The 19,233-nt window shown below is 61.9% G+C and carries 10 protein-coding genes and 1 pseudogene; 6 read left to right on the top strand and 5 right to left on the bottom strand.

What is annotated here, in order from left to right:
• Positions 1 to 32: 32 nt before the first annotated feature.
• A pseudogene (locus tag BDD14_RS26805) lies at positions 33 to 964 on the bottom strand (ISNCY family transposase); the annotation flags it as partial.
• Between the two features lie 642 nt (positions 965 to 1,606).
• Entirely contained in the window at positions 1,607 to 2,338 is a 732-nt protein-coding gene (locus BDD14_RS26795; RefSeq protein ID WP_242618314.1) for a 3-keto-disaccharide hydrolase, read from the bottom strand.
• Positions 2,339 to 2,595: 257 nt separating this feature from the next.
• On the opposite strand from BDD14_RS26795, the gene BDD14_RS34790 reads away from it, so the two are divergent.
• From BDD14_RS34790 to BDD14_RS26760, 6 genes are all read left to right on the top strand, one after another.
• Complete coding sequence (locus BDD14_RS34790; protein WP_130423937.1) at positions 2,596 to 2,889, top strand: ATP dependent DNA ligase; 294 nt, start codon at positions 2,596 to 2,598, stop codon at positions 2,887 to 2,889.
• A gap of 1,201 nt (positions 2,890 to 4,090) precedes the next feature.
• On the top strand, positions 4,091 to 4,702 hold the full coding sequence (locus tag BDD14_RS26785; protein WP_130423935.1) for a DUF6088 family protein: 612 nt from the start codon (positions 4,091 to 4,093) through the stop codon (positions 4,700 to 4,702).
• The gene (locus BDD14_RS26780; RefSeq protein WP_130423933.1) at positions 4,699 to 5,709 is read left to right on the top strand and encodes a nucleotidyl transferase AbiEii/AbiGii toxin family protein; all 1,011 of its coding nucleotides are present in this window, start codon (positions 4,699 to 4,701) and stop codon (positions 5,707 to 5,709) included. Before BDD14_RS26785 ends, BDD14_RS26780 begins: the two co-directional genes overlap by 4 nt.
• A gap of 8 nt (positions 5,710 to 5,717) precedes the next feature.
• Positions 5,718 to 7,826: an ATP-dependent nuclease gene (locus tag BDD14_RS26775; RefSeq protein ID WP_130423931.1), complete on the top strand. Its 2,109-nt coding sequence runs from the start codon at positions 5,718 to 5,720 to the stop codon at positions 7,824 to 7,826.
• The gene (locus tag BDD14_RS26770) at positions 7,823 to 9,595 is read left to right on the top strand and encodes a UvrD-helicase domain-containing protein (protein WP_130423929.1); all 1,773 of its coding nucleotides are present in this window, start codon (positions 7,823 to 7,825) and stop codon (positions 9,593 to 9,595) included. The genes BDD14_RS26775 and BDD14_RS26770 overlap by 4 nt, the downstream gene beginning before the upstream one ends.
• Before the next feature lie 436 nt (positions 9,596 to 10,031).
• Positions 10,032 to 17,441 carry a glycohydrolase toxin TNT-related protein gene (locus BDD14_RS26760; RefSeq protein WP_130423925.1) on the top strand — a complete coding sequence of 2,470 codons (7,410 nt, stop codon included), beginning with the start codon at positions 10,032 to 10,034 and terminating at the stop codon, positions 17,439 to 17,441.
• Between the two features lie 37 nt (positions 17,442 to 17,478).
• Here BDD14_RS26760 and BDD14_RS26755 read toward each other — a convergent pair whose 3' ends face one another.
• The 3 genes from BDD14_RS26755 to BDD14_RS33875 form a co-directional block, all read right to left on the bottom strand.
• Positions 17,479 to 18,162: a DUF1016 N-terminal domain-containing protein gene (locus tag BDD14_RS26755; protein ID WP_130423923.1), complete on the bottom strand. Its 684-nt coding sequence runs from the start codon at positions 18,160 to 18,162 to the stop codon at positions 17,479 to 17,481.
• 151 nt (positions 18,163 to 18,313) lie between these two features.
• On the bottom strand, positions 18,314 to 18,562 hold the full coding sequence (locus BDD14_RS33880) for a site-specific integrase (RefSeq protein WP_278045541.1): 249 nt from the start codon (positions 18,560 to 18,562) through the stop codon (positions 18,314 to 18,316).
• Positions 18,516 to 19,151 (bottom strand): tyrosine-type recombinase/integrase, encoded by a 636-nt coding sequence (locus tag BDD14_RS33875; RefSeq protein WP_341273335.1) that lies wholly within the window; start codon positions 19,149 to 19,151, stop codon positions 18,516 to 18,518. The genes BDD14_RS33880 and BDD14_RS33875 overlap by 47 nt, the downstream gene beginning before the upstream one ends.
• Positions 19,152 to 19,233: the final 82 nt, after the last annotated feature.

Below are 19,233 nucleotides of genomic sequence, written 5' to 3'. Positions count from 1 at the left end.
GCGATTTTCGGTTTGTAATCCGGCCCGTAAAGCCGACGAGGGTTCTTCTTGTATCCGCCCTTTGCGCTGTTAGTCATCACCTTCGGTACATGCTTGATGTCCTGCTGCGCTTTCACCGTTGCGAGTGCGTGGCCGAGGCGTTTGTTCTCTACGACAGCGGTGTGGCTTACGCGCTGGTCTTTGCTGAAGACGCGATAGGGAAGTAGGTGACCTTTCCATCGAACCTCCAGGGGCTGGTCGATGAAGTCATAGATCTCGACATACTGCCCCGCCAGCTTCTCCGATATCTCGCTACGTTCTAGGATGATCTGCTTGCGATCGTAAGCCATCGTGAGCTGCTGACTGACGTGCCGCTGCTCACGATGGCACAAGATATCGGTGAGTTGAGTCGCTTTGACATGCAGTGCACGGTGAAGGTTCTCAGTCTTCTGTGCAGGCAAGGCGAAGCGTTCGTTGAAGTGCTCGACGAACGACGGAAGGAAGAGGTTGCCAGCTGCCATATCGCAAATGCCGGCTAGTCGCATTCCTTGACTAGCCGGTCCTGAAGAGTGCGGTTAGCCCGCTCAACCCGGCCCTTCGCCTGGCTGGAGTTAGCGCAGAGGATCTCAATGTTGAGCTCTGCCAGCGCACGACCGAACTGCGTCATCCCGGATCCTCCCATCGCGTCTGGTCGGTTCACGCGGAAGACAGTGTGCTTGTCCGAGTAAAAAGCGACAGGGCAGCCGTGATCGTTCAAATAGCCCTGCAAAGCACTGAAGTAGGAGTCCGTGCTCTCGCTGGGCACAAAGCGTAGCTGCATCAGCTTGCTGGTTGCGTCATCGATGAAGACCAGCAGCGTGCAGGGCTCGCCGCGCTGCTCGAACCATCGGTGATCACTGCCGTCGATCTGGATCAACTCGCCATAGGACTCACGTCTCAGCCGCGGCTGGTGAAAGCTTCGGCGCTGCTTGCGCGACAGCCACAGCAAGGACCAGCGGGTAAGCCATACAGCCGTCGTCGAGAACAAACGCCTCGGCCATGCCCTCGCTGTGGTCAAGGCGCAGCAGGATGTGAAGCATCAACCGAAGATAAGGACCAACAGCGAGAAGCTTGGATATCAGAAGCGAGGCCGACAGCTTTACGGGCCCGATTACAAAGCAAAAATCGTGGCGCCCCCCGCGGTGGAAATGACGGGCTGACGGAAAGCGTGGAGACCGGACGATAAGACTGTCCGGTCTCCCCGCTCTTCCCACAGCCCTTGGAAATCGTCAGTGTCGACGATTTCACACATTCCCACCGCACGACGACGACGACCGATTATGATGACATTTCAGCTTTGCATCGCTGACGACACTTACGCTTTACAGCAACACGACTTGTAGCCGCCCATTAGAAATGTCATGGTCCCGCCCGTTAGAACTGTCAGGTTCTAAGGAAGGGATGGATATCGATGAGCGAGCGCGATCTGAAGCGTATTGAGGTTTTGACGGAAGTACTTTCGGGCCGACGGACTGTGGCTTCGGCTGCGGTCGTGTTGGCGATCACCGTCCGCCGAAAGCTTGACCTAAATAAGAAAAGCCCGCCCAGTTGAACGATGCGCGGGCTTTTCCTTTGCTTAATGTGCAGGCTACTTCAGCATGTACGACGGATCGAAAGTCAGCTCGCGCACCCAGATATTACGGAAGCTGATCGGCTCGCTCTTGTCGCCGTGCGCCTGCAGCTTGATCGGCGCCTTGTCATACGCCTTGTAGAACGGCTTGCCGACGTAGAGCGTCTGCCCCTTCAGCTCGAAGTGGTTCTCGACCAGTACCCCGTTGAAGAAGACCGTCGCGTAGGCCGGGGTCTTCACCGAGCCATTCTCGTTGAATCGTGGGGCGGTCCAGACGATATCGTAGGTCTGCCACTCGCCAGGCTTGCGCGAAGGCGTTGCCAGCGGAATTGCCTGTTTGTAGATTGAGCCGACCTGCCCGTTCACGTAGGTCTTGTTGTTGTAGTTGTCGAGCACCTGTAGCTCATAGCCTGCGTCTCCCGGCCCCAGGGAAGCGAGGAAGACACCGCTGTTTCCGCGTGCCTGGTCCGAGCCTTCGATTGTCGTCGGGATCTTCCAATCGATGTGCAGCTGGTAATCCTTGAAGGTCTTCTTGGTTTCGATATTGCCGACGCCGTGCTCCTTGCTTACCTTCAGCGTGCCATCAATCACAATCCATTTCGCGGGGGTGTGGTCCTCCGCGCTTACCCACTCGTCCTGATTTTTGCCATCGAAGAGAATGATGGCGTCGGACGGTGGATCGCCGTCGTTCTTTCCGGGTGTCACAGCTGGAGGTACCGGCGCGTAGACCTCCGTATCCTGATGCTTCATCTGAGGCTCAGCCTGTTGCGCGACAGCAGATAGGGCAACGGCCATTACAGTGGCGACGATAAGAGACATTCTGATGAGGGTTGGCATATCACAGATGAAGATAGCACCCAGCCGCGACCTCGCGAGTCACGGGCGGCTTACTCCATGCATGGAACAGGAAATACGCAGAAACGTTCGTTCAACATATTTGGATTTTGTTAAATCTATGAGCGGCTTAGACCATCCCCCGCAGATCGACGCGTTCGTTTCGATTGAGCATGCGAGCCCTCGCACCACTGATCCGTTCGCGGTTATGGCTGGTGCGGGACCTGCGTTACCAGGGGTCGCCGTTGCGACGCGGGTGGCCATTCTGTAATCTTCCAGAACGCAGTGCGGGTCAGTGGGGAGAGGGCCTGACCAGAGAGAAGATGTCACAGGTTATATGGTTGAAGCCGATAGCCGTTGCTCAGATTGAGTTTCTAGAATGGACTTCAGTCGAAAGGTTGAGGCATACCAAGTTTATTGCCATGCGCCACGATAAGGACGCACTGACAGTAACACGCGAGACATGAACAGACTCTCGTCTCACAACTCGGGGTCGTTTCAGAATTCGGACGATAAAGTACGGTAACGGTCAATAGATACAGAAAACAAACCACTTAGTGGGACGCGTCGCTTGTCGTACCGGTGTGCAATGTTTCTTCTTGTAAGTTATTGATGTTATTGACACGCAATTTTCTTAGCGTGCTCTGTTGTCCGAATTCTGACGGGACCCTGCAAGGTGATAGCCGCCTTATCCTGCAGGCAGCGGCAGCCGCTCAGAAGGCCGTCGACATGATCACCACAGTCAGGAGCTCGCACCACAGGAAGAGCAGCCGGCATATCCGGTCGCTCCCCTGCCTGCAGTATGACAACCCTTCTGCACACGGAGTTCCGTTAGGCTGAGACTTCAGCCGCCGTCAGCCCAGCCCTGACGGGATCATTAGCATCAAACTTGCCTTCACCCCAAAGACTATGACCGCTGGTTATCGCGCGAGGGCGACGGAGCGGACGCCGATCGGGATCCTCATCCATGAAGCGTTTCGTCGACATCGCCGAAAATGTACAGATTCCCTTTGAGGCGCTGGAATGGGCTGACATTTACCTATTCGACTGACCCGGGTCGAATAGATTCCAGGCAGAGAAGCGATGCGAAACGCTTACAGGTAGCGTTTCGCTGATAGGTGCTACAGCCTATTCGACGCCTTGGACTTGCAAAGGCTTGGCGCAGGTCCGGCGCAGATCGTGGGCGCCGAAGTGCTCGATCCCGATCTTCTTTGCAGATTGCTCGACGACCGACCAAATCGCCCAGTCGCCAGCTCGTCGCCTCTTCGGCACCGATCAGCCCGTTCCGTCTGGCTTCAGCAACCAGACGCCGGGCGGCAGCGATCTGTTCGCTTTGCGGCTGGACGGCCGTTGACACGTGCTTTGCTGCAGGAGTGGAAGGCGTCGATGGACAGCTTGGCGGCATCGACCGTGAAATGTAAAGCTAGCATCCACCCATAATCTGAGCACAGGTACGCAAGGTGGCTTCTGAAGGATCAATTCCTGAAACGAGAGAATCTGGGTAATCGGCCAAGCCTAATGAGAAGCCGCAGGCCCAGCCTTGTGTGCCAAATAATTAGCACAGAAGGTGTGCCAGATAATTAGTCAAGCAACACCCTTCGCTCATCGCTTTGAATTATTAAGAAAAAAAGGTATATTTTTTCTTAAGTAAAAGAGGCTAAAAAATCCATGGAAATGCCGCGCCATAAAATACTTAGGCGATTGAAGAGATTACCGGATGGTAGCGTCTTCTCGGCGAAGGATTTGCTCGATCTGGCTAGCCGGACGACGGTCGATGTCCTGCTAGCGGAACTCGCAAAAGCCGGCACGGTGCGCCGAATCGGGCGCGGCCTGTACGAGTTGCCGAAATTCAATGCGGCGCTCGGCGCTGTTCTATCCCCCGACATTCACAATGCTGCACAGGCAATTGCGCGGCGGCAACGCTGGAAGATCGTCCCGGAAGGAGCGTGGGCGGCCAATCTGCTCGGCCTGTCGCAGCAGGTTCCGGCAAAGCTTGTCTATCTGAGCAGCGGCCCGAAGCGCGAGGTGCAGATCGGCGGGCGCAAGGTTCTATTCAAATACACCACACCGAAAACGCTGACCGGCTCGGGCGAGAAGTTTTCGCTCGTCGTCCAGGCGCTGCGTTATCTCGGCAAGGACGGGGTGGGGCCGGCGGAGATCGAGAAACTGCGCGCGACCCTGACGCCAGCTGAAAAGAAGAAGCTTTTGCGTGACACGCAGTTCGGCGCAGACTGGATTTATGACGTGGCGAAGACCCTGGCGGAAGAAGCGGACGCATGAACAAGATTGCGACCATGAGCCGCGCGGACCGGCAGGCCCTGTTCGCGGAAACCGCCAATCGCATGGGCGTCACGGATACGATCGCCGAAAAAGACTTCTGGGTCTGCTGGGTGCTGCAGCAGCTTTTTACGCTGGAAGCGTTTCGCGACCGGCTCCTGTTCAAGGGCGGCACATCGCTGTCGAAGGTCTTTGGCGTCATCAGGCGATTTTCGGAAGACATCGATCTGGCCGTCGATTTTGCGGCGCTCGGCTTCACGGGCGATAGCGATCCTAGGCAGGCAGGCCTGTCCCGCACCAAGCGCGAGGCGATCCTGGGCGAAATGTTGACCGTGTGCCGCGCGTATATCGGCACGGAGTTCATCGATGCGCTGCGCGCACGGTGCTCCGATGTGCTTGGGCCGGAGGGAGAATGGACGTTATCGGTCGAACCGGGTATGCCTGATAATGTGCTCTTCCGCTATCCGGCCGCGGCCGCAACGCACGATTACATCGCCGGACGTGTCGTGCTCGAACTCGGCACCCATGCCGAATTCGTCCCGCATGGCAGTTTCACGATCCGCTCCTTTGTCGCCGACCAATTCCCCGACTTGGTCGACGAGCCGGATATCCGCGTTGAGGCGCTGCTGGCGAAGCGTACCTTCTGGGAAAAGGCGACAATCCTTCACGCCGAGTTTTACCGCAGCCCGGAAAAGCCGCTGCCGCCCCGCTATTCGCGGCATTATTACGATCTGGCGATGATGGCGAATTCAGACATTCGCGACGAGGCGCTGTCCGATATGGGCCTGCTGGCCGATGTCGTGCGGCATAAGCAGGTTTTCTATGCGGCGACATGGGCGCGCTACGATCTCGCACAGGCCGGCAGCCTCAGGCTCTTGCCTGCGGAATCTCGCCGGGATGCTTTGAAACAGGATTATCGTCAAATGATGCCAATGATCTTCGGCGACGCGCCGGCGTTCGAGGCGATATTGAGGACACTGGCGGCGCTAGAGGAACTAATAAATCGATAAGGTATTCCATGCACATCACAGAGCTTCGCATAAGGAATTACCGGAACTTCACAAAGGCGAGGTTTCGTTTCAAGCCCGGCGTCAACACTATGATCGGTGAAAACGGATCGGGGAAGACGAATGTATTTCAAGCCCTCCGTCTGCTGCTGGACGAGAATCTGGAACGCAACGCGATCTACCTGAAAGACACGGATTTTTGCCGCGCGCTCGGCGATTGGCGCGGCCAGTGGATCGTTATAGCTGCAACTTTTGCCGAGCTCGACGCTTCGGAGGGTTGCCAGATGTTGCGCCACGTCGCTGCCCACATGGACGGTACGCAGACCGGCACCTGTACCTACCTATTCCGGCCCAAAAAAGAAGTGCGCAAAAAGCTGTTCGAGCTTAATGGCGACGCTGAATCGCAGACGAAGTATCGGGCCGGCCTTTCGATTGACGATTATGAAGCGATTTTCACCGGGCGGGCTACAGGCGATTGTTTGGATGACGCGACCTATGCCCGTTGGGTAGGAGACTTTACAGCGGCGACTTGCCCAGATCCCGATACAGAAAACGCGGATGAACTTGGCGTGCGCATAGCGCCGATCTATCCGGAAATCGCATGCACCTTCGTGCGCGCTCTTCGCGATGCCGTCAGCGATCTCCGGGGATTCCGCGGTAATCCCCTCCTTGCGCTTTTGCGAGGGATGGAGTCTGACATCCAGATCGAAAAAGCGTCCGGTATCACCGATCAGATACGCAAGTTGAATAGCGACATCTCCTCGCTGGACGAGATCAAGACACTGGCGCGCGACATAGAGCGCGCTTTGAAAAGGGCTGTAGGTCACACATACGGCCCCAACGTGGATATAACATCGTCGCTGCCCGATACGATGGAGCGGCTTCTGCAGAAGCTTGGCCTACTGATTGGCGATGACTCTACGTCAGGCTACAAGGGAGAATTGCATGAACAGAGCCTCGGCGCCGCCAATCTGATTTATCTATCGCTGAAGCTCCTGGAATACGAGCGCAAGCGCGCGACGGAACGGGTCGCGCATTTCTTTTTGATAGAAGAGCCCGAAGCGCACATTCACACGCACATCCAGAAAACGCTCTTCGCTAACCTGCCATGCGAAAACACCCAAGTCATCGTTTCCACCCATTCGACGCACATTTCATCGGCGGCGAGAATTACAAGCGTCAATGTGCTGGCGAAGATGAACGATTATGCCGAGGTCTATCAACCGGCCGATAATCTTGCCGACAGGGAGTTGCAGCGCGTCGAACGTTATCTCGACGCTGTGCGCTCGACATTGCTATTCGCCAAAGGCGTTCTCCTGGTCGAAGGCGATGCCGAACTGGTAATGATTCCGGCCATGCTCGAAGCCGTGCTGGGCTCGACACCGGACGAACTCGGGTTTAGCGTGATCTCGATGAGCTCGGCGTTCTTCGAGCATATCTCTTTACTCTTCGCTGACAATCGCATAAAGCGGCCTTGCGCGATCCTTACCGATGGCGACGAGGCTTTTATTCATCTGCCCGCCGATCCGATGACCGATGACAGGGATCAGGCACATGCGCGCCGGGCACAGGCAGCCGGCGAGCAGCGGCGCCGGGCATTGGAGATCAGCGCCAATGGTAACCCGTGGGTTAAACCATTCTTTGCCGAATGTACGTTCGAAGTCGATTTCATCCACAATACGAATGCACCGGCTGTCACCAGATTGCTCGCTGAAATCTATGTCGATGCCGCGGCGCGAGAGCGAAGTCGTATAGCTTTGAACTCGGCCGAGGACGGCGTCGCCGCAACCGAGATTTTGCGGCTGGCCGAGCGCGAGGGGAAGGGTTGGTTCGCCGTTTTGCTGGCTGAACAGCTGAACGAATGGACGATCATACCGAGCTACATTCTCGAAGCTGTGGCGTTTGCTTGCCATAAAAGCGTTCAGCCGCGCGCATTGCAGCGGATGGCAGAGTTTCGGATTGAAAGAATCATGGCGAGCGACAACCCTGTGCGCGCGTCTCCGGAACCGCTGATGGAGGCCTTTCCCACGGGCGATTACGTGACCACGTTCAGCCTCCTGCTGCCTAACGACGATTTCAGTGAATTTTGCGGTTATCTCGAAGTCTTTCAAGCACAATGATCAAGCTGAACGACGAGCAGCGCGAGGCTGTCAACGCAGAGGGCAATATCGTGGTCACGGCCTGTCCCGGCAGCGGGAAAACGCGCGTGCTGACGGCGCGGGTGTTGAGAGCGCTCGATGAACGCGGGACGCGGCAGGGACGCGTTATCGCCCTGACGTACACGAACCGCGCAGCAGATGAAATTCTTGCGCGACTAGATGAGCAGAATATCGAAGCTGAAGGGTTGTGGACCGGAACCATACACAGCTTCGCGCTCGAATGGATACTCCGCCCTTACGCGCCATATTGTGCAGAGCTTCGCCACGGCTTTACGGTGGTGAACGAATATTTTGCCCGGAATTTACTGACCAGCCTCAAACGGTCGGCGGGACTGAATTGGTTCGACGCGGTGAGTACCGCTAGAAAGCGCGACGGCGCGGATTGCAACGACACTACTGTTACGAGAGATGTCTATCAGGCCTACAAGGCAGAACTGCGCCGCCTGCAGGTGATCGATTTTGACGACGTGCTCTATCTGGCTTTTCGGTTGCTTCAGGACCGCCCGGAGATTGCCGCGACCGTTGGCGCCATTACGCGGGTGATCTGCGTGGATGAGGTGCAGGACATCCAGGATTTGCAATTTGCCATCCTGTCGTCGATCTACAAAGCCGCCAGGAACAAACCGGCGCTATTCTTCGTTGGCGATGAGCACCAGTCGATCTACGAATCGCTCGGCGCGATGAGCATGTCGCCGCAGCTGATCGCAGAGGAATTCGACCTGCCCGGAATCAGGCACCTCGAACTTCATGGCAATTACCGATCGACCCAAAGAATCATCGACCTGTACCGTCAGTTCCGTCCAACGGTGGGTATTATCACCGGACTCTCAACGGGCGCGGCTGAGTTGGGGCATGTCACGTTCGACAATCTGACGATAGGCAAGGATCGCCTAGCGGCAGCGATAGCAGAGCGGATCAGCGCTGCGCTGATGGCCGGCGTGGCAGCACAAGACATCTGCGTCATCGCACCGCAGTGGGACCATATCAAGCCTTTAGCGCGGCAACTTGTGGGATTGCTGCCGGAAGTCGACTTTGACGCGCCGGGTCTTTCGCCTCTTCACAGTTCCTATGAGAACTTCTGGTTTAAGATTGCCCGGCTCGTTCTCACGCGGCCCTCGCCTAAAAGGACCCGAACCCGGACGCAGTGGGCGGGGGAAGCCATCACAGAATTACGGCACATCGTCGCCTTCGAACCTCCAGAAAACATTCGCACGCCGCGACGGCTTTTACGCTTGCTGAACAGCCTTTCATCGATCGAGACAGATGGCCTGATGTTTCTGTCCGATGTGTTCGCTCAGTTCTTGCGGCATATCGCACTCGATGTCGAAACCTGCCTCGCATTGAAACAGGCCTATGAGGGGTTTTTCGGGAAAGCGGAAGAGCATTTCGCCAACGTGGAGGAAAGGTTGCCTCGCGATATCGGCAGCTTTCAACGGTTGTTCAATCATCCATCCGGCGTCGTGATCAACTCGTGCCACGGGGTCAAAGGCGAGGAATACGATACCGTGATCGCATTCGGGCTGTTACGCGGCTATGTGCCGCACTGGAATGTTATCTACACCAAGCCAACAGAGGTAGCGCAAGATCAGGAATCGAAGCTGCTGTATGTCATTTGTTCTCGGGCCAAAAAACGCCTCCATCTGATTGCGGAATCGGGACGGACTACCCGACGCGGCGTAAGCCTTGACACGGCCAATCTCCTTCGCACGCTGCGTTGCACCTTCGATTAGGATTACCCGGTCCGAAAAGTACGAACGATGCGGCTTTCGCAGCCTTGCATCGGATCGCCGAAATCCACACCTCATCATGAAGTGGCTCTCTAGCGAAAGATGGTCTATCGTGTCGCTTTCAGATTTTTTTGTCGTAGTGTGTCGTTTTGCTAATTCCCCACGCTACAGCCTGGGGTGTATCATCGCTGGCCGTGAGATGTCGCCAGTGGGTCGAAGCCTTGCTCACGAGCGGCACGGCTGTGGGTTCCGGCCCGGGGCAGCTGCCGCCCGGTGAGGTCGAGAAGCAATGCGGTGCGCTGCGCCGCTCGATAAAGGGGCTGCTCATGGCCGAGTGCCTGGAGCGGGACACACGATTTTCGAGTGCGCCACCTTGGCCTCGAGACTGACGAAGCTCGCCCGTTGCCGCTGAAGCGAACGCCGACCCGGGAGAACCCTCATGAAGCAACAATGGAGATCGGTGGCCCTCGCCGGACCCATCCTTTTGGCGGTGTTCGGCCTCGTGCTCGCGATTCACGCGCACGTGGGCGACGTGTTCACCGCGGGTGCGCCGGCCAAGGGACCGAGCATTCAGCGTGCCGTCGAGATCCCGAGCGGCAGCTACTCGGTGTCCGGATCGACCGGCGCCGCCGCATACCGATTTCCCATAGTGGTGCCACCGGGGCGCGCCGGCATGGAGCCATCGCTCAGCCTCGACTACTCGTCGCAGAACCCGATGCGCGGCGGCGTCGCCGCCGGATGGTCGCTGCAGCTGCCGTCGATTGAGATCGACACGAGCTCCGGGCACCTCCTCGAGACTGTCGAGCCGAGCATCCGGCGCCACGCTCGATTCAGGAGCAGCCTGGCCGGCGGACAGCGGTTGATACCGGTGAGCGAGCCGGGCGCGTCCGGAAACTGGATCGCGCTGCGCGCGGAGAACGATGCCTCGTACGTGCGCTACGAGTACCCAGCCTCCACCGGCGTCGGCGCGCTGCCCCCGTTCTTCCGCGCGCTCGCTCCCAGCGGCCGGATCTTCTACTTCGGCGAGGCGCCCGAGTCGCGCGACGGGGCCCGCTGGTTCCTCACCCGAGCGGTCGATCCCTTCGGCAACGAGGTCCTGTACACCTACCAGAAGATGATGGGCTCGGCTCACGGCGGCATGACGACGAACGTGCCTGTCGACATCGCCATCGCGTCGATCGAGTACACCCGGAACCCGACCCTGCGCAGCCACGCGCGGATCCTGTTCAAGTACGGCAGGAGCGCCCCCTGTCCGGGCAGCAGCGTGCCGCGCGGGGCGCGCTTCAGTTTCAAGAGCGGCGTGCGCACCTACCTGGGCGCCGCCCTGCTCGGCGGAATCACGATCCAGTCCCGGTCCAGCTCCACGAGCTTCACCACGCGAAGGCAGATCGCGCTGCGGTATGACGCTGCCGCGCTCGACTGCAATCAGCCGCGGGGCACCCTGAGGCTGCTCAGCCGAATCGACGAGACGGTCTGGAGCGCGAGCGGCGTGAGCCAGACCTTGCCGCCGATCTCGTTCGACTACGGCACGCCTGGGCGAACCCTGCAGCAGGTGGCTCAGGGCAAGCTGCCGCGCGATCCCACTCCCGGTGCCCCGGCGCATACTTCGCTCGAGAGCGGCGATCGCCGGCTCGAACCGAACGACGCCGGAGGGTGGCCCAGCCTGCGGACGATGCTGGTGGACCTTGACGCCGATGGCTTCCTCGACCTGCTCAAGTCGACCAACCAGCAGACCTGCGCTACGCAGTACTTCCGGGGAGCGGCCAGCAATCCGTCGCTGGCCGGGGTCACCCCGCTCGATCCCGGCTGGCCCACGATGCCGTGGCGGAGCAGCACGACGAACAGCGCCGGGGGACCCTCGCTTGGCACCGGCGACTTCGCCTGGAAGGAGGGCTGCAACCTCGGCTACCAAATGGCGCGACGTTCGACGCCGGTCGAGCCGCAGTTCTCCTGCTCGTCGATTGCGTCGAACTACAGCGCCTTCCGCCTGATGGACGTCGACGGCGACGGGGTCGTCGAGCTGCTCTCGTCGACCGACTACAAGCCGGGGACCTACCGGCCGGCGGACGACGCGGAAAAAGCCGTGCTGTATCACGCGCGGTACGGCGGGGCACCGGCCAGCTGTCCAGCGCAGCCGTTCTCGTGCAGGTTGTCGAACGGCGACATGGCTGCGTGCACGGGATCCTGGCCGACGTGGCTCTTCGCGCCGATCGCCGTGACCCCGCCGGCGTGTGGCGAGAACACGTGCCGTGAGGCGGGCTGCGTCGGCTGCACCAACGCCCCCTGTAGCGACGAGCAGTGGAACGCGTCATGTCCGTGCAGCGTCAACAGCTGCAACGTGAATAACAACAGCCTTGCCGGCTGCTCCATCTGTCGCTCGGAGGTTTCGAGTAGCGGGCGGTTCGGCCCGAAGTGGCAGCCAGGCGACGTCGGCGCGGAGACCTCGCCGGCCGTGGGTCCCGGGAGCAATGCGAACTGTCGCTACCTGCCGGAGCACTGCGAGAATGGCTCGGAGACAGGCATCTCCTACCTTCTGCGGATGTACCGGCTGTCGAAGGGCGCGTCGCCGGTCTTCTCCGGCGCCAGCTATCGCTACTCGCCAGTGCCGTTCGAGAGCGACCGGGGAACCGCCACCTACACCGGGATCCCGGCGTCATCGTTCCACGCCGTCCTCGATCTCGACGGAGACTCCTGCCCCGACGCGCTGTGGCAGTGGCCCGAGCACGTCGACCCCGAATGGAGCGGCGATCTCCAGGTGTGGCGCGGCGACTGCGCCGGGGGCTTTCAGGCTCGCGCCGACGGCAGCCCGTGGACCTGGCCCATGCCGGACGTGGAGCACCCGCAGGAGATCAACGGCGAACCGTCGCGCGTCGCCTTCTCAAGCACAGACACCATGGACCTGGTCACCCAGTTCCCGCACCGGCGCTTCACCGAGACCCGGGCGTCGCTTGTCGACATAAACGGCGACAGTCTCCCGGACTATGTCGTGCAGGAGCGACTCGATAACCAACAGATCCTCGCCGCCTACTTCAATACCGGGAGCGGGTTCGAGCTGACCCGCACGCGGCTCTCGACCGCAATCCCGACGATCTCGCGCGAGGAAAGCGTCGTGCTCAAGACCGAGCCGCTGGGCGGCAACCTCGAGATTGGCTGGAGCAAGAGCGTCCTTCGGTCCTTCGACTTCGATTCCGACGGGCTGGTGGATGTCGTGGGGCTGCCCTCTCCTGACAAGAACCAGCGCAACCCGTGGGCCACCGCGTCCCGCACGGTCGCGGTGAACGTGAACCAGGGCGACTTCTTCCACGCGGTCGCGCCGACCCCGGCCACGAACGCCTGGCACGACGGGCTGGCCCACATCGTGCTGTCCAACGGGGCGAAGTGGCGCAACGCGTCCGACGCACGCGACCTAAACAACGACGGCCTGCCGGACAGCTTCCCCAACGTCGGCGCCCTGGGGACCGCCTGCGCGCCCACGGAGGAAGGAGGAGGGTTCGACCAGTATGCGTACGACTTATGCGGGACCAGCAGGGATGTGCTCCACGATCCCGGGGACGCCGCCGGCCAGGGGCTGCGCTTCCTGCGCTCGGTCAATAACGGTCGGGGGTTGAACGTCCGCTTCGAGTACGGCTCCAGCGCCGACGGCGACCTGATCGAGCGTGACGGCGACAGCATCCTGGGCAGCCCGATGTGGGTGGTCAAGCGCATGACGGTGGAGCCGGGGCCGAGCGCCAGCGGCGGCGCGGCCGTAGCGTCGACAACCAGCTACTCGTACACGTCACCGGTCGTGAACCGCGACCCCCACGGACGGTACGGCTTCCGTGGCTTCAAGGAGGTCCAGCAGGTCAGCGCGCTCAACGCGTCGGGCCACGGCACCCGGACGGTCGACCGCTACGCCTACGACCTGGACCACAGCGGTCGGCTGCGCGAGCAGCTCGTCTTCGACGAGACCGGCGATCTCCTCTCCTTGGAGAGTCACGACTGGCGCGCGGGGCACCTCCTGGGGATGGCGGTGTCGGTGTACCTCGACGTCGACACCCGCCAGCACACCTGTGATGCCACCACCCAAGCGCTGCCCGCCGGGGCGCAGGAGGACGATTGTCGCACCCGCGGCGCCCTGCGGCGGACGACGCGGAGCTATCAACCCAAGCTGGCGACCTCCCTGGCGTACAGCACCATGACGACGAGCGACCTGCCGACCGCCGGCGCGGTAGCCGCGCCGGGCGCCTCGACCATCATGTACGTCCTCCGCGGCGAGCGGCAGACCGAGTCGGCCGCGCCGGCCGCGCCGGACGATCGCGGGGCGGCCCTGGGGGAGACGGTCCTGTACGCCGCGGACCGATACCAGCTGCTGTCGACCGACGTCAGGCGCTATCGCGCCACCGGCGCCTCCTGGTCCAACGCCAAGCTGGTCGGCCGCAGCCGGGTTAAGTACGATGCCAGCGACTTCGGCACGCCGATCGAGTCGACCGTCTGGTCCTCGCCGACCCGCTCTGCGACCACCCGGGCGCAGTTCGATACCATGAGCGGCAATCGGACCCACGTGCAGAAGCCGGAGCAGGCGGAGGACGACCTGTGGTCCGAGGTCCGCTACGACGAGTACGGCGTCCATCCGGCCGAGCTGCGCAACGAGCTGGTGACGGGCACCAGCTCGGCTCACGTCGTCTGGGTCCTCCACGACCTGCATACCGGCGCCCTCGTGCGCCGCGAGGGGCCGATCCAGTCGCAGGGCACGCCGGTCGAGCTCACCAGGTACGACGGGCTCGGCCGGGTCAAGACGATCGAGCGCACGACCGACCCGGGGTTCACCGTGCGCGTGGTCCAGAGCGTCACCTACGACGACGCGGTCGTCCCCAACCGGGTCACAACCGACAGCAAGCTGGATCACGCCGCGGGCACGTCGGTGCGCCGCGATGTCACCTTCGACGGCCTGGGCCGGCCGCTGGTCGAGCGGCTGCAGACCGGAGCGGGCACCTGGCAGGCCAGCTCCTACGTCTACGACGCGGGCGGTAACGCGGTCTCCTACGCCACGCCGAGCCCGACCGGCACCGGCACCGCGACCTACGCCTACCAGCATGACGCGATGGGACGGGTGCTCCTGGCCGACGCGCCCGGGACGTCCGACTGGAGCTTCACCTACGACGGCCTGGCGACCACGCGGCGTCAGGTCCTGTCCTCGGCGGCGCCGGCCGATGGCTCGGTGCCGATGGTGGTGACCGAACGGGTCGACCCGTTCGGTCGGCTGCGCCAGGTGGTCGAAGCGCGAGCAGGCGGCGACGCGGTGACGACCTACCACCACGACGCGAACGGCAACCTCGACGGCATCGTTGACGCGGACGGGCTGGCGACCACGATGGCCCACGACTGGGTCGGGCACCGAATCGGGATCACCCGTGCCGGCCGGACCTGGACCTACGGCTACGATCTGAACGGCAACCTCGAGTCCGAGGTGACGCCGGGCGATGGCCTGCCGGCGGTCGAGTACACCTCCACCTGGGCCTACGATGCGCTCGATCGGCTGACATCCTCCAGCCCGGCGCCCCGCGGTCTGTCGGACAGCGCCGAGCGCTACTCGCTCGGCGCCACCCACTACGTGTACGACGAGCCTACCTTTGCCAACGGCATCGGTCGCCTCACCACCGTGGCCCTGCCGTTCGGCCGGGTGAGCTACGCCTACTCGGCCGAGGGCCTGCCCGCGACCGAGTGGCGCCGCTTTGACATCCGCCCCGCCGGCGTCAGCCTGGCCAGCACCCGGTCGATGTCGGTGCAGTACAACGCCCTCGGAGCGCCCACGCAGGTCATTCACGCCGACGTGCCGAGCGTGCCGAGCGCGCCGACCGTCACCCGTCACACCTACGACCCGGCCGGCCGGGAACTCGCCGCGTATCGCACGTCGATCGCGGCCCGCAACAAGCTGATCCAGGTAGACCGCAACCAGGCGGGCCTTGCCACCGTGCGGTTCTCGAGGTTCGCGCACGGGCAGACCTGGTCGTACGACGCCCTCGGGCGAGTCACCTACCAGGCAATCCGCCGCTGCGCCGGAGCCACGGTCGTCACCAGCGATGACGCCGGTCGCGTGTGCGCCTTGTCCGGAACGGTCGAAGGCGGCGAGGGGCTCGCCTGGCTCGAGTCCGGGAACGTGGGTCGGGTCACCGACCTGTTCAGCGCGACGTCGATCGACCACGCTTACGACTCGCAGCACCAGATCGTGAGCGCGCTCAGCTCGGACGCCGCGACCGCGAACCCGCCCCTGTACGCGGCGAACTTCGAGTACACGCCGGCCGGGCGCATCCGCCACGCCGACCTGGCGTCGAGCACGGGGTCCCCCGAAGTCCGTCCCCGCGACGTGACCCACGTCTACGACGACGACCTGCAGCCGATGTCGCCCCCGTCCGATCCGGCGGCGGTCCGTGCGCTCGTTCCGGTCGTGGCCGGCCAGCCGACCGGCACCTTCGGCTACGACGCCCGCGGCAACCTGACCAGCCGCAGCTACGGCCCCGAGAGCCACACCTTCGTCTACGACGGCGACGACCGCCTGCGCGAGACCCTGCGGACAGGGCCGAACCCGGCGAGCGAGATCGCCTACTACGACCACACCGGCCAGCGGGTGCTGGCCTACTCGACCGCCACCGCTGGCGCGCCGGCGCGGCTGCGTCAGTGGTTCGGCGCCAGCGAGATCGAGTACACCGTGGGCGGCAGCGCCGTGCAGAGCCGGTCGGACGTCTTCGTCCCGCTCGGCGGCGGTCCTGCGGCCCGGATCCACCGCGCCGGCGGCACCACCACGCTCGAGCTCCTATACGGAGGCGTCCTGGGCAACCTCCTCACCGCGATGCGCACCGATATCGGCACGCCCGCGGCCGGCGCCGCCCGCTACGGCTACGGCCCCTTCGGCGAGCAGCTCTACGAGCTCGGCCCCGCCGCCACCGACTTCCACCGCCGCTTCAACGGCAAGGAGCACGACGAGCTCTCCCATCTCTCCTATTACGGGGCCCGGTACTACGACCGCCTCAGCCTCACCTGGACCCAGGCCGACCCCCTCTCCCGCGTCCTCCCCGACGCCGCCGCCGGCGCCCCCCGCGCCGCCAGCCTCTACGCCTTCAGCCTCAACAACCCCGTCCGTTACATCGACCCCGACGGCCTCGACGCTGGGGTTCGAGCTCGCGGAGCAGGGGAGGTTGTCTTAGCGGGAATGGGTGCAGCTGCAGTCTGCGGAGCGACGGGCCTTTTGCCTTGCGTGGTGGGCGGATTCGTCAGCGCCATCTATGCGGCCCGAGGTGCACATGAATTGATCACGGGCGAGCCAAAGCCCCATGCAGTCACAGCCATCGCCGGGGAAAAGGCCGGCGCTCTCTTCGACGCGGCCGTCTTCGGATGGGGCCTGGGAAGCTTCGTCGGAACTGCGCGCGCAAGTCGTGTGCTCATACGAAGCGGCGGCTCCTCGACGCCTCAAGGCGTCGCCGAGAGCGGAGCAAGCCAGGCCGCAAGGAGCGGAGCAAGCCAGGCCGCAAAGACAGAAGTCACCGCGCTGACCAAGTTCTATCCTGAGAACGCCGGGTTCGCAGGCGCCACAGAACGAACATTCTTGATGCCGGGACAAATAATCGACCGGTACGGCGGAAGCGGATACTCCAGGTTCTTCTCGCCGCAAGGAACAGCGGACTTGGCACGCTCGCTCCCGCCTGGAACTGCGGGCCAACCGTTGCGGACGTTTGAGGTCGCAAAGCCGTTCGAGGTTCAATCGGGAAAAGTCGCGCCTTGGTTCAACCAGCCGGGCGGCGGTCTGCAGTACAGAACGCCCGTAAACTTGGACACCCTCTTGAAGCGTGGAATCATCAAACCACTGAACCCGTAATCCTATGACACGCACGTTTCCAGATCTTCCAGATTGGTCATTCGACGCCGACGAGGTTTCGGCTGGTGTTTACCGAGCATTTGGGCGCGACCGCGCCGGTCGAAACGTCGAAGCAACCGGAATCGACCCGAAGACGCTCATCGAGAAGTGCAGACGAGCGGCACTTCAAATGATGGCGGACGCCCAAAAATCCAATGGCCCTTCGAGAGCTAGCCAACCATGACGGCTTTCCTTTCGATGCTACTTCGTCGCTTGCTGTTTCTGTGGGTTTGTTTGCCAGGTTGCCTCTGGCTTCGTTCTCGACAACAGTGCGGTCTGATGTTGCCAGAAGTCGTTCGTAATAAAGGGTGCTGATTTGGCGCTCAAGCGAGCGCGTCGTCCAGCCCTGACCCGCGGCTTCGTTCATATCCCATTGCCGAGCTGAATCGCTTTCTACCCTCAGAAGGGCGCGGTAGTGGGTCCAGCTCAATTCATGACGCAATGCGTCACGAATTGGAAAGGCCTGGTAAAACAGGCGCATATAACGCAAATTGGAGGCGTCGAACCCCCTTCCGAACTCTGCGGCGAGCGACGAAGCCAATGTCTGCAGCAGCCGAGCTCCATATTCCGCCCGTGCCGCGCCGCCCTGTTCGAACTCCACGATATGACGGCCGATCTCCCAGCAGGTCTGTACCTGAACGGCATCGACGGCCCGCAATGCCCTCTGTCGAGCATTCTGGATGAGGTCGCGAAGATTGTGAAGAAGCTGGGATGCACCTTCGTCGGCTTCAACGGCTTTTGCGCAATTCTTCTGTCATCGCACCATCCCTTCTTATCGTATCCGCTCGCAAAATTGCGGCGTCCCCAAAATCCGCGAGAAATCGCGGTCTCCACTAGAGTCCAAGGTTGTCGTTCACCGCGATCTCGATATCCTGCTCGGAGCCCAGATAGCGCTCGGTGGTCTGGATCGACGAGTGCCCCAACAGGAATTTGATCTGCTCCAGATCCCCGCCGTTCTTGCGGCACAGCTTGGCGCAGGTACGGCGCAGGTCGTGGGCGCCGAAGCGCTCGATGCCGATTTGCTTGGATGACTGTTCAACTACCGACCAGACCGCCCAGTCGCTCAGGGTCTCGCGATTCACCTTCCCGCTCTTCGAGACCGAGCGCAGCAGGCGGCCATCTTCGATGCCCGCGGTCATCCCAGGCGTTGATGCCATGCTTCACCCAGATCGGGATGGCTACCGTCCGGATGCGCCGACCTTTGCCTTCAAGGTCGGCCAGTACCCAGCGCCCCTCTCTTTGCTGGATGGTCTCGACCTCGAGCTCGGCCAGCTCGTTGCGCCTGAGAGCGCAGCCGACCAGAAGCGCCAGGATCACGTAGTCGCGCTTGCCCTTCAGGGTGGAGCGGTCGGGAACGGCCAGCAGCTCTTTGGCCTGCTCGCGGGTCAGCCAGTTCCCCAACCGAGTTCCCTTCTGGCTGATGTTGGGGATGTCGGTCAGGCTGGCCGCCTCCTCCTGCCCGATCATGCCGGCGCGCCGAGCTTCGCCGACCATCTTGCGCACCGCCGAGAGCCGGACATTAATAGTCGAGGGGGAGAGCGACTCCATCGCAGCCCGCCACTCCATTAATAAGGACCGGGAGAGAGGCCGGCTGGCACAGAAGGCGAAGAGGTCGTCGAGGGCCCGGGCGTAGTTGCGCTTAGAATGAGCCGAGGCGACCGCGTCCAGCACCCGCTTGCGCAGCAAACTCTGGGCCGGGGTAAGGGCCAGGGGCTCCGCTGCCCTGTTTTCCGGCGGTATAGGGGGTCGTTTC

Origin of the sequence: Edaphobacter modestus (genome assembly GCF_004217555.1) — a bacterium.
GTDB classification, from domain to species: Bacteria; Acidobacteriota; Terriglobia; order Terriglobales; family Acidobacteriaceae; genus Edaphobacter; species Edaphobacter modestus.
Note: the sequence above shows the minus strand (reverse complement) of the source record. Positions and strands in the feature narration are given on the sequence as shown.

What these genes read in the sequence shown, in the direction of transcription:
- BDD14_RS26760 (WP_130423925.1), top strand. Translation starts at nt 10,032, where the DNA reads ATGAAGCAACAATGGAGATCGGTGGCCCTCGCCGGACCCATCCTTTTG.
- BDD14_RS26785 (WP_130423935.1), top strand. Translation starts at nt 4,091, where the DNA reads ATGGAAATGCCGCGCCATAAAATACTTAGGCGATTGAAGAGATTACCG.
- BDD14_RS26770 (WP_130423929.1), top strand. Translation starts at nt 7,823, where the DNA reads ATGATCAAGCTGAACGACGAGCAGCGCGAGGCTGTCAACGCAGAGGGC.
- BDD14_RS26775 (WP_130423931.1), top strand. Translation starts at nt 5,718, where the DNA reads ATGCACATCACAGAGCTTCGCATAAGGAATTACCGGAACTTCACAAAG.
- BDD14_RS26780 (WP_130423933.1), top strand. Translation starts at nt 4,699, where the DNA reads ATGAACAAGATTGCGACCATGAGCCGCGCGGACCGGCAGGCCCTGTTC.
- BDD14_RS26795 (WP_242618314.1), bottom strand. Translation starts at nt 2,338, where the DNA reads ATGAAGCATCAGGATACGGAGGTCTACGCGCCGGTACCTCCAGCTGTG.
- BDD14_RS34790 (WP_130423937.1), top strand. Translation starts at nt 2,596, where the DNA reads ATGCGAGCCCTCGCACCACTGATCCGTTCGCGGTTATGGCTGGTGCGG.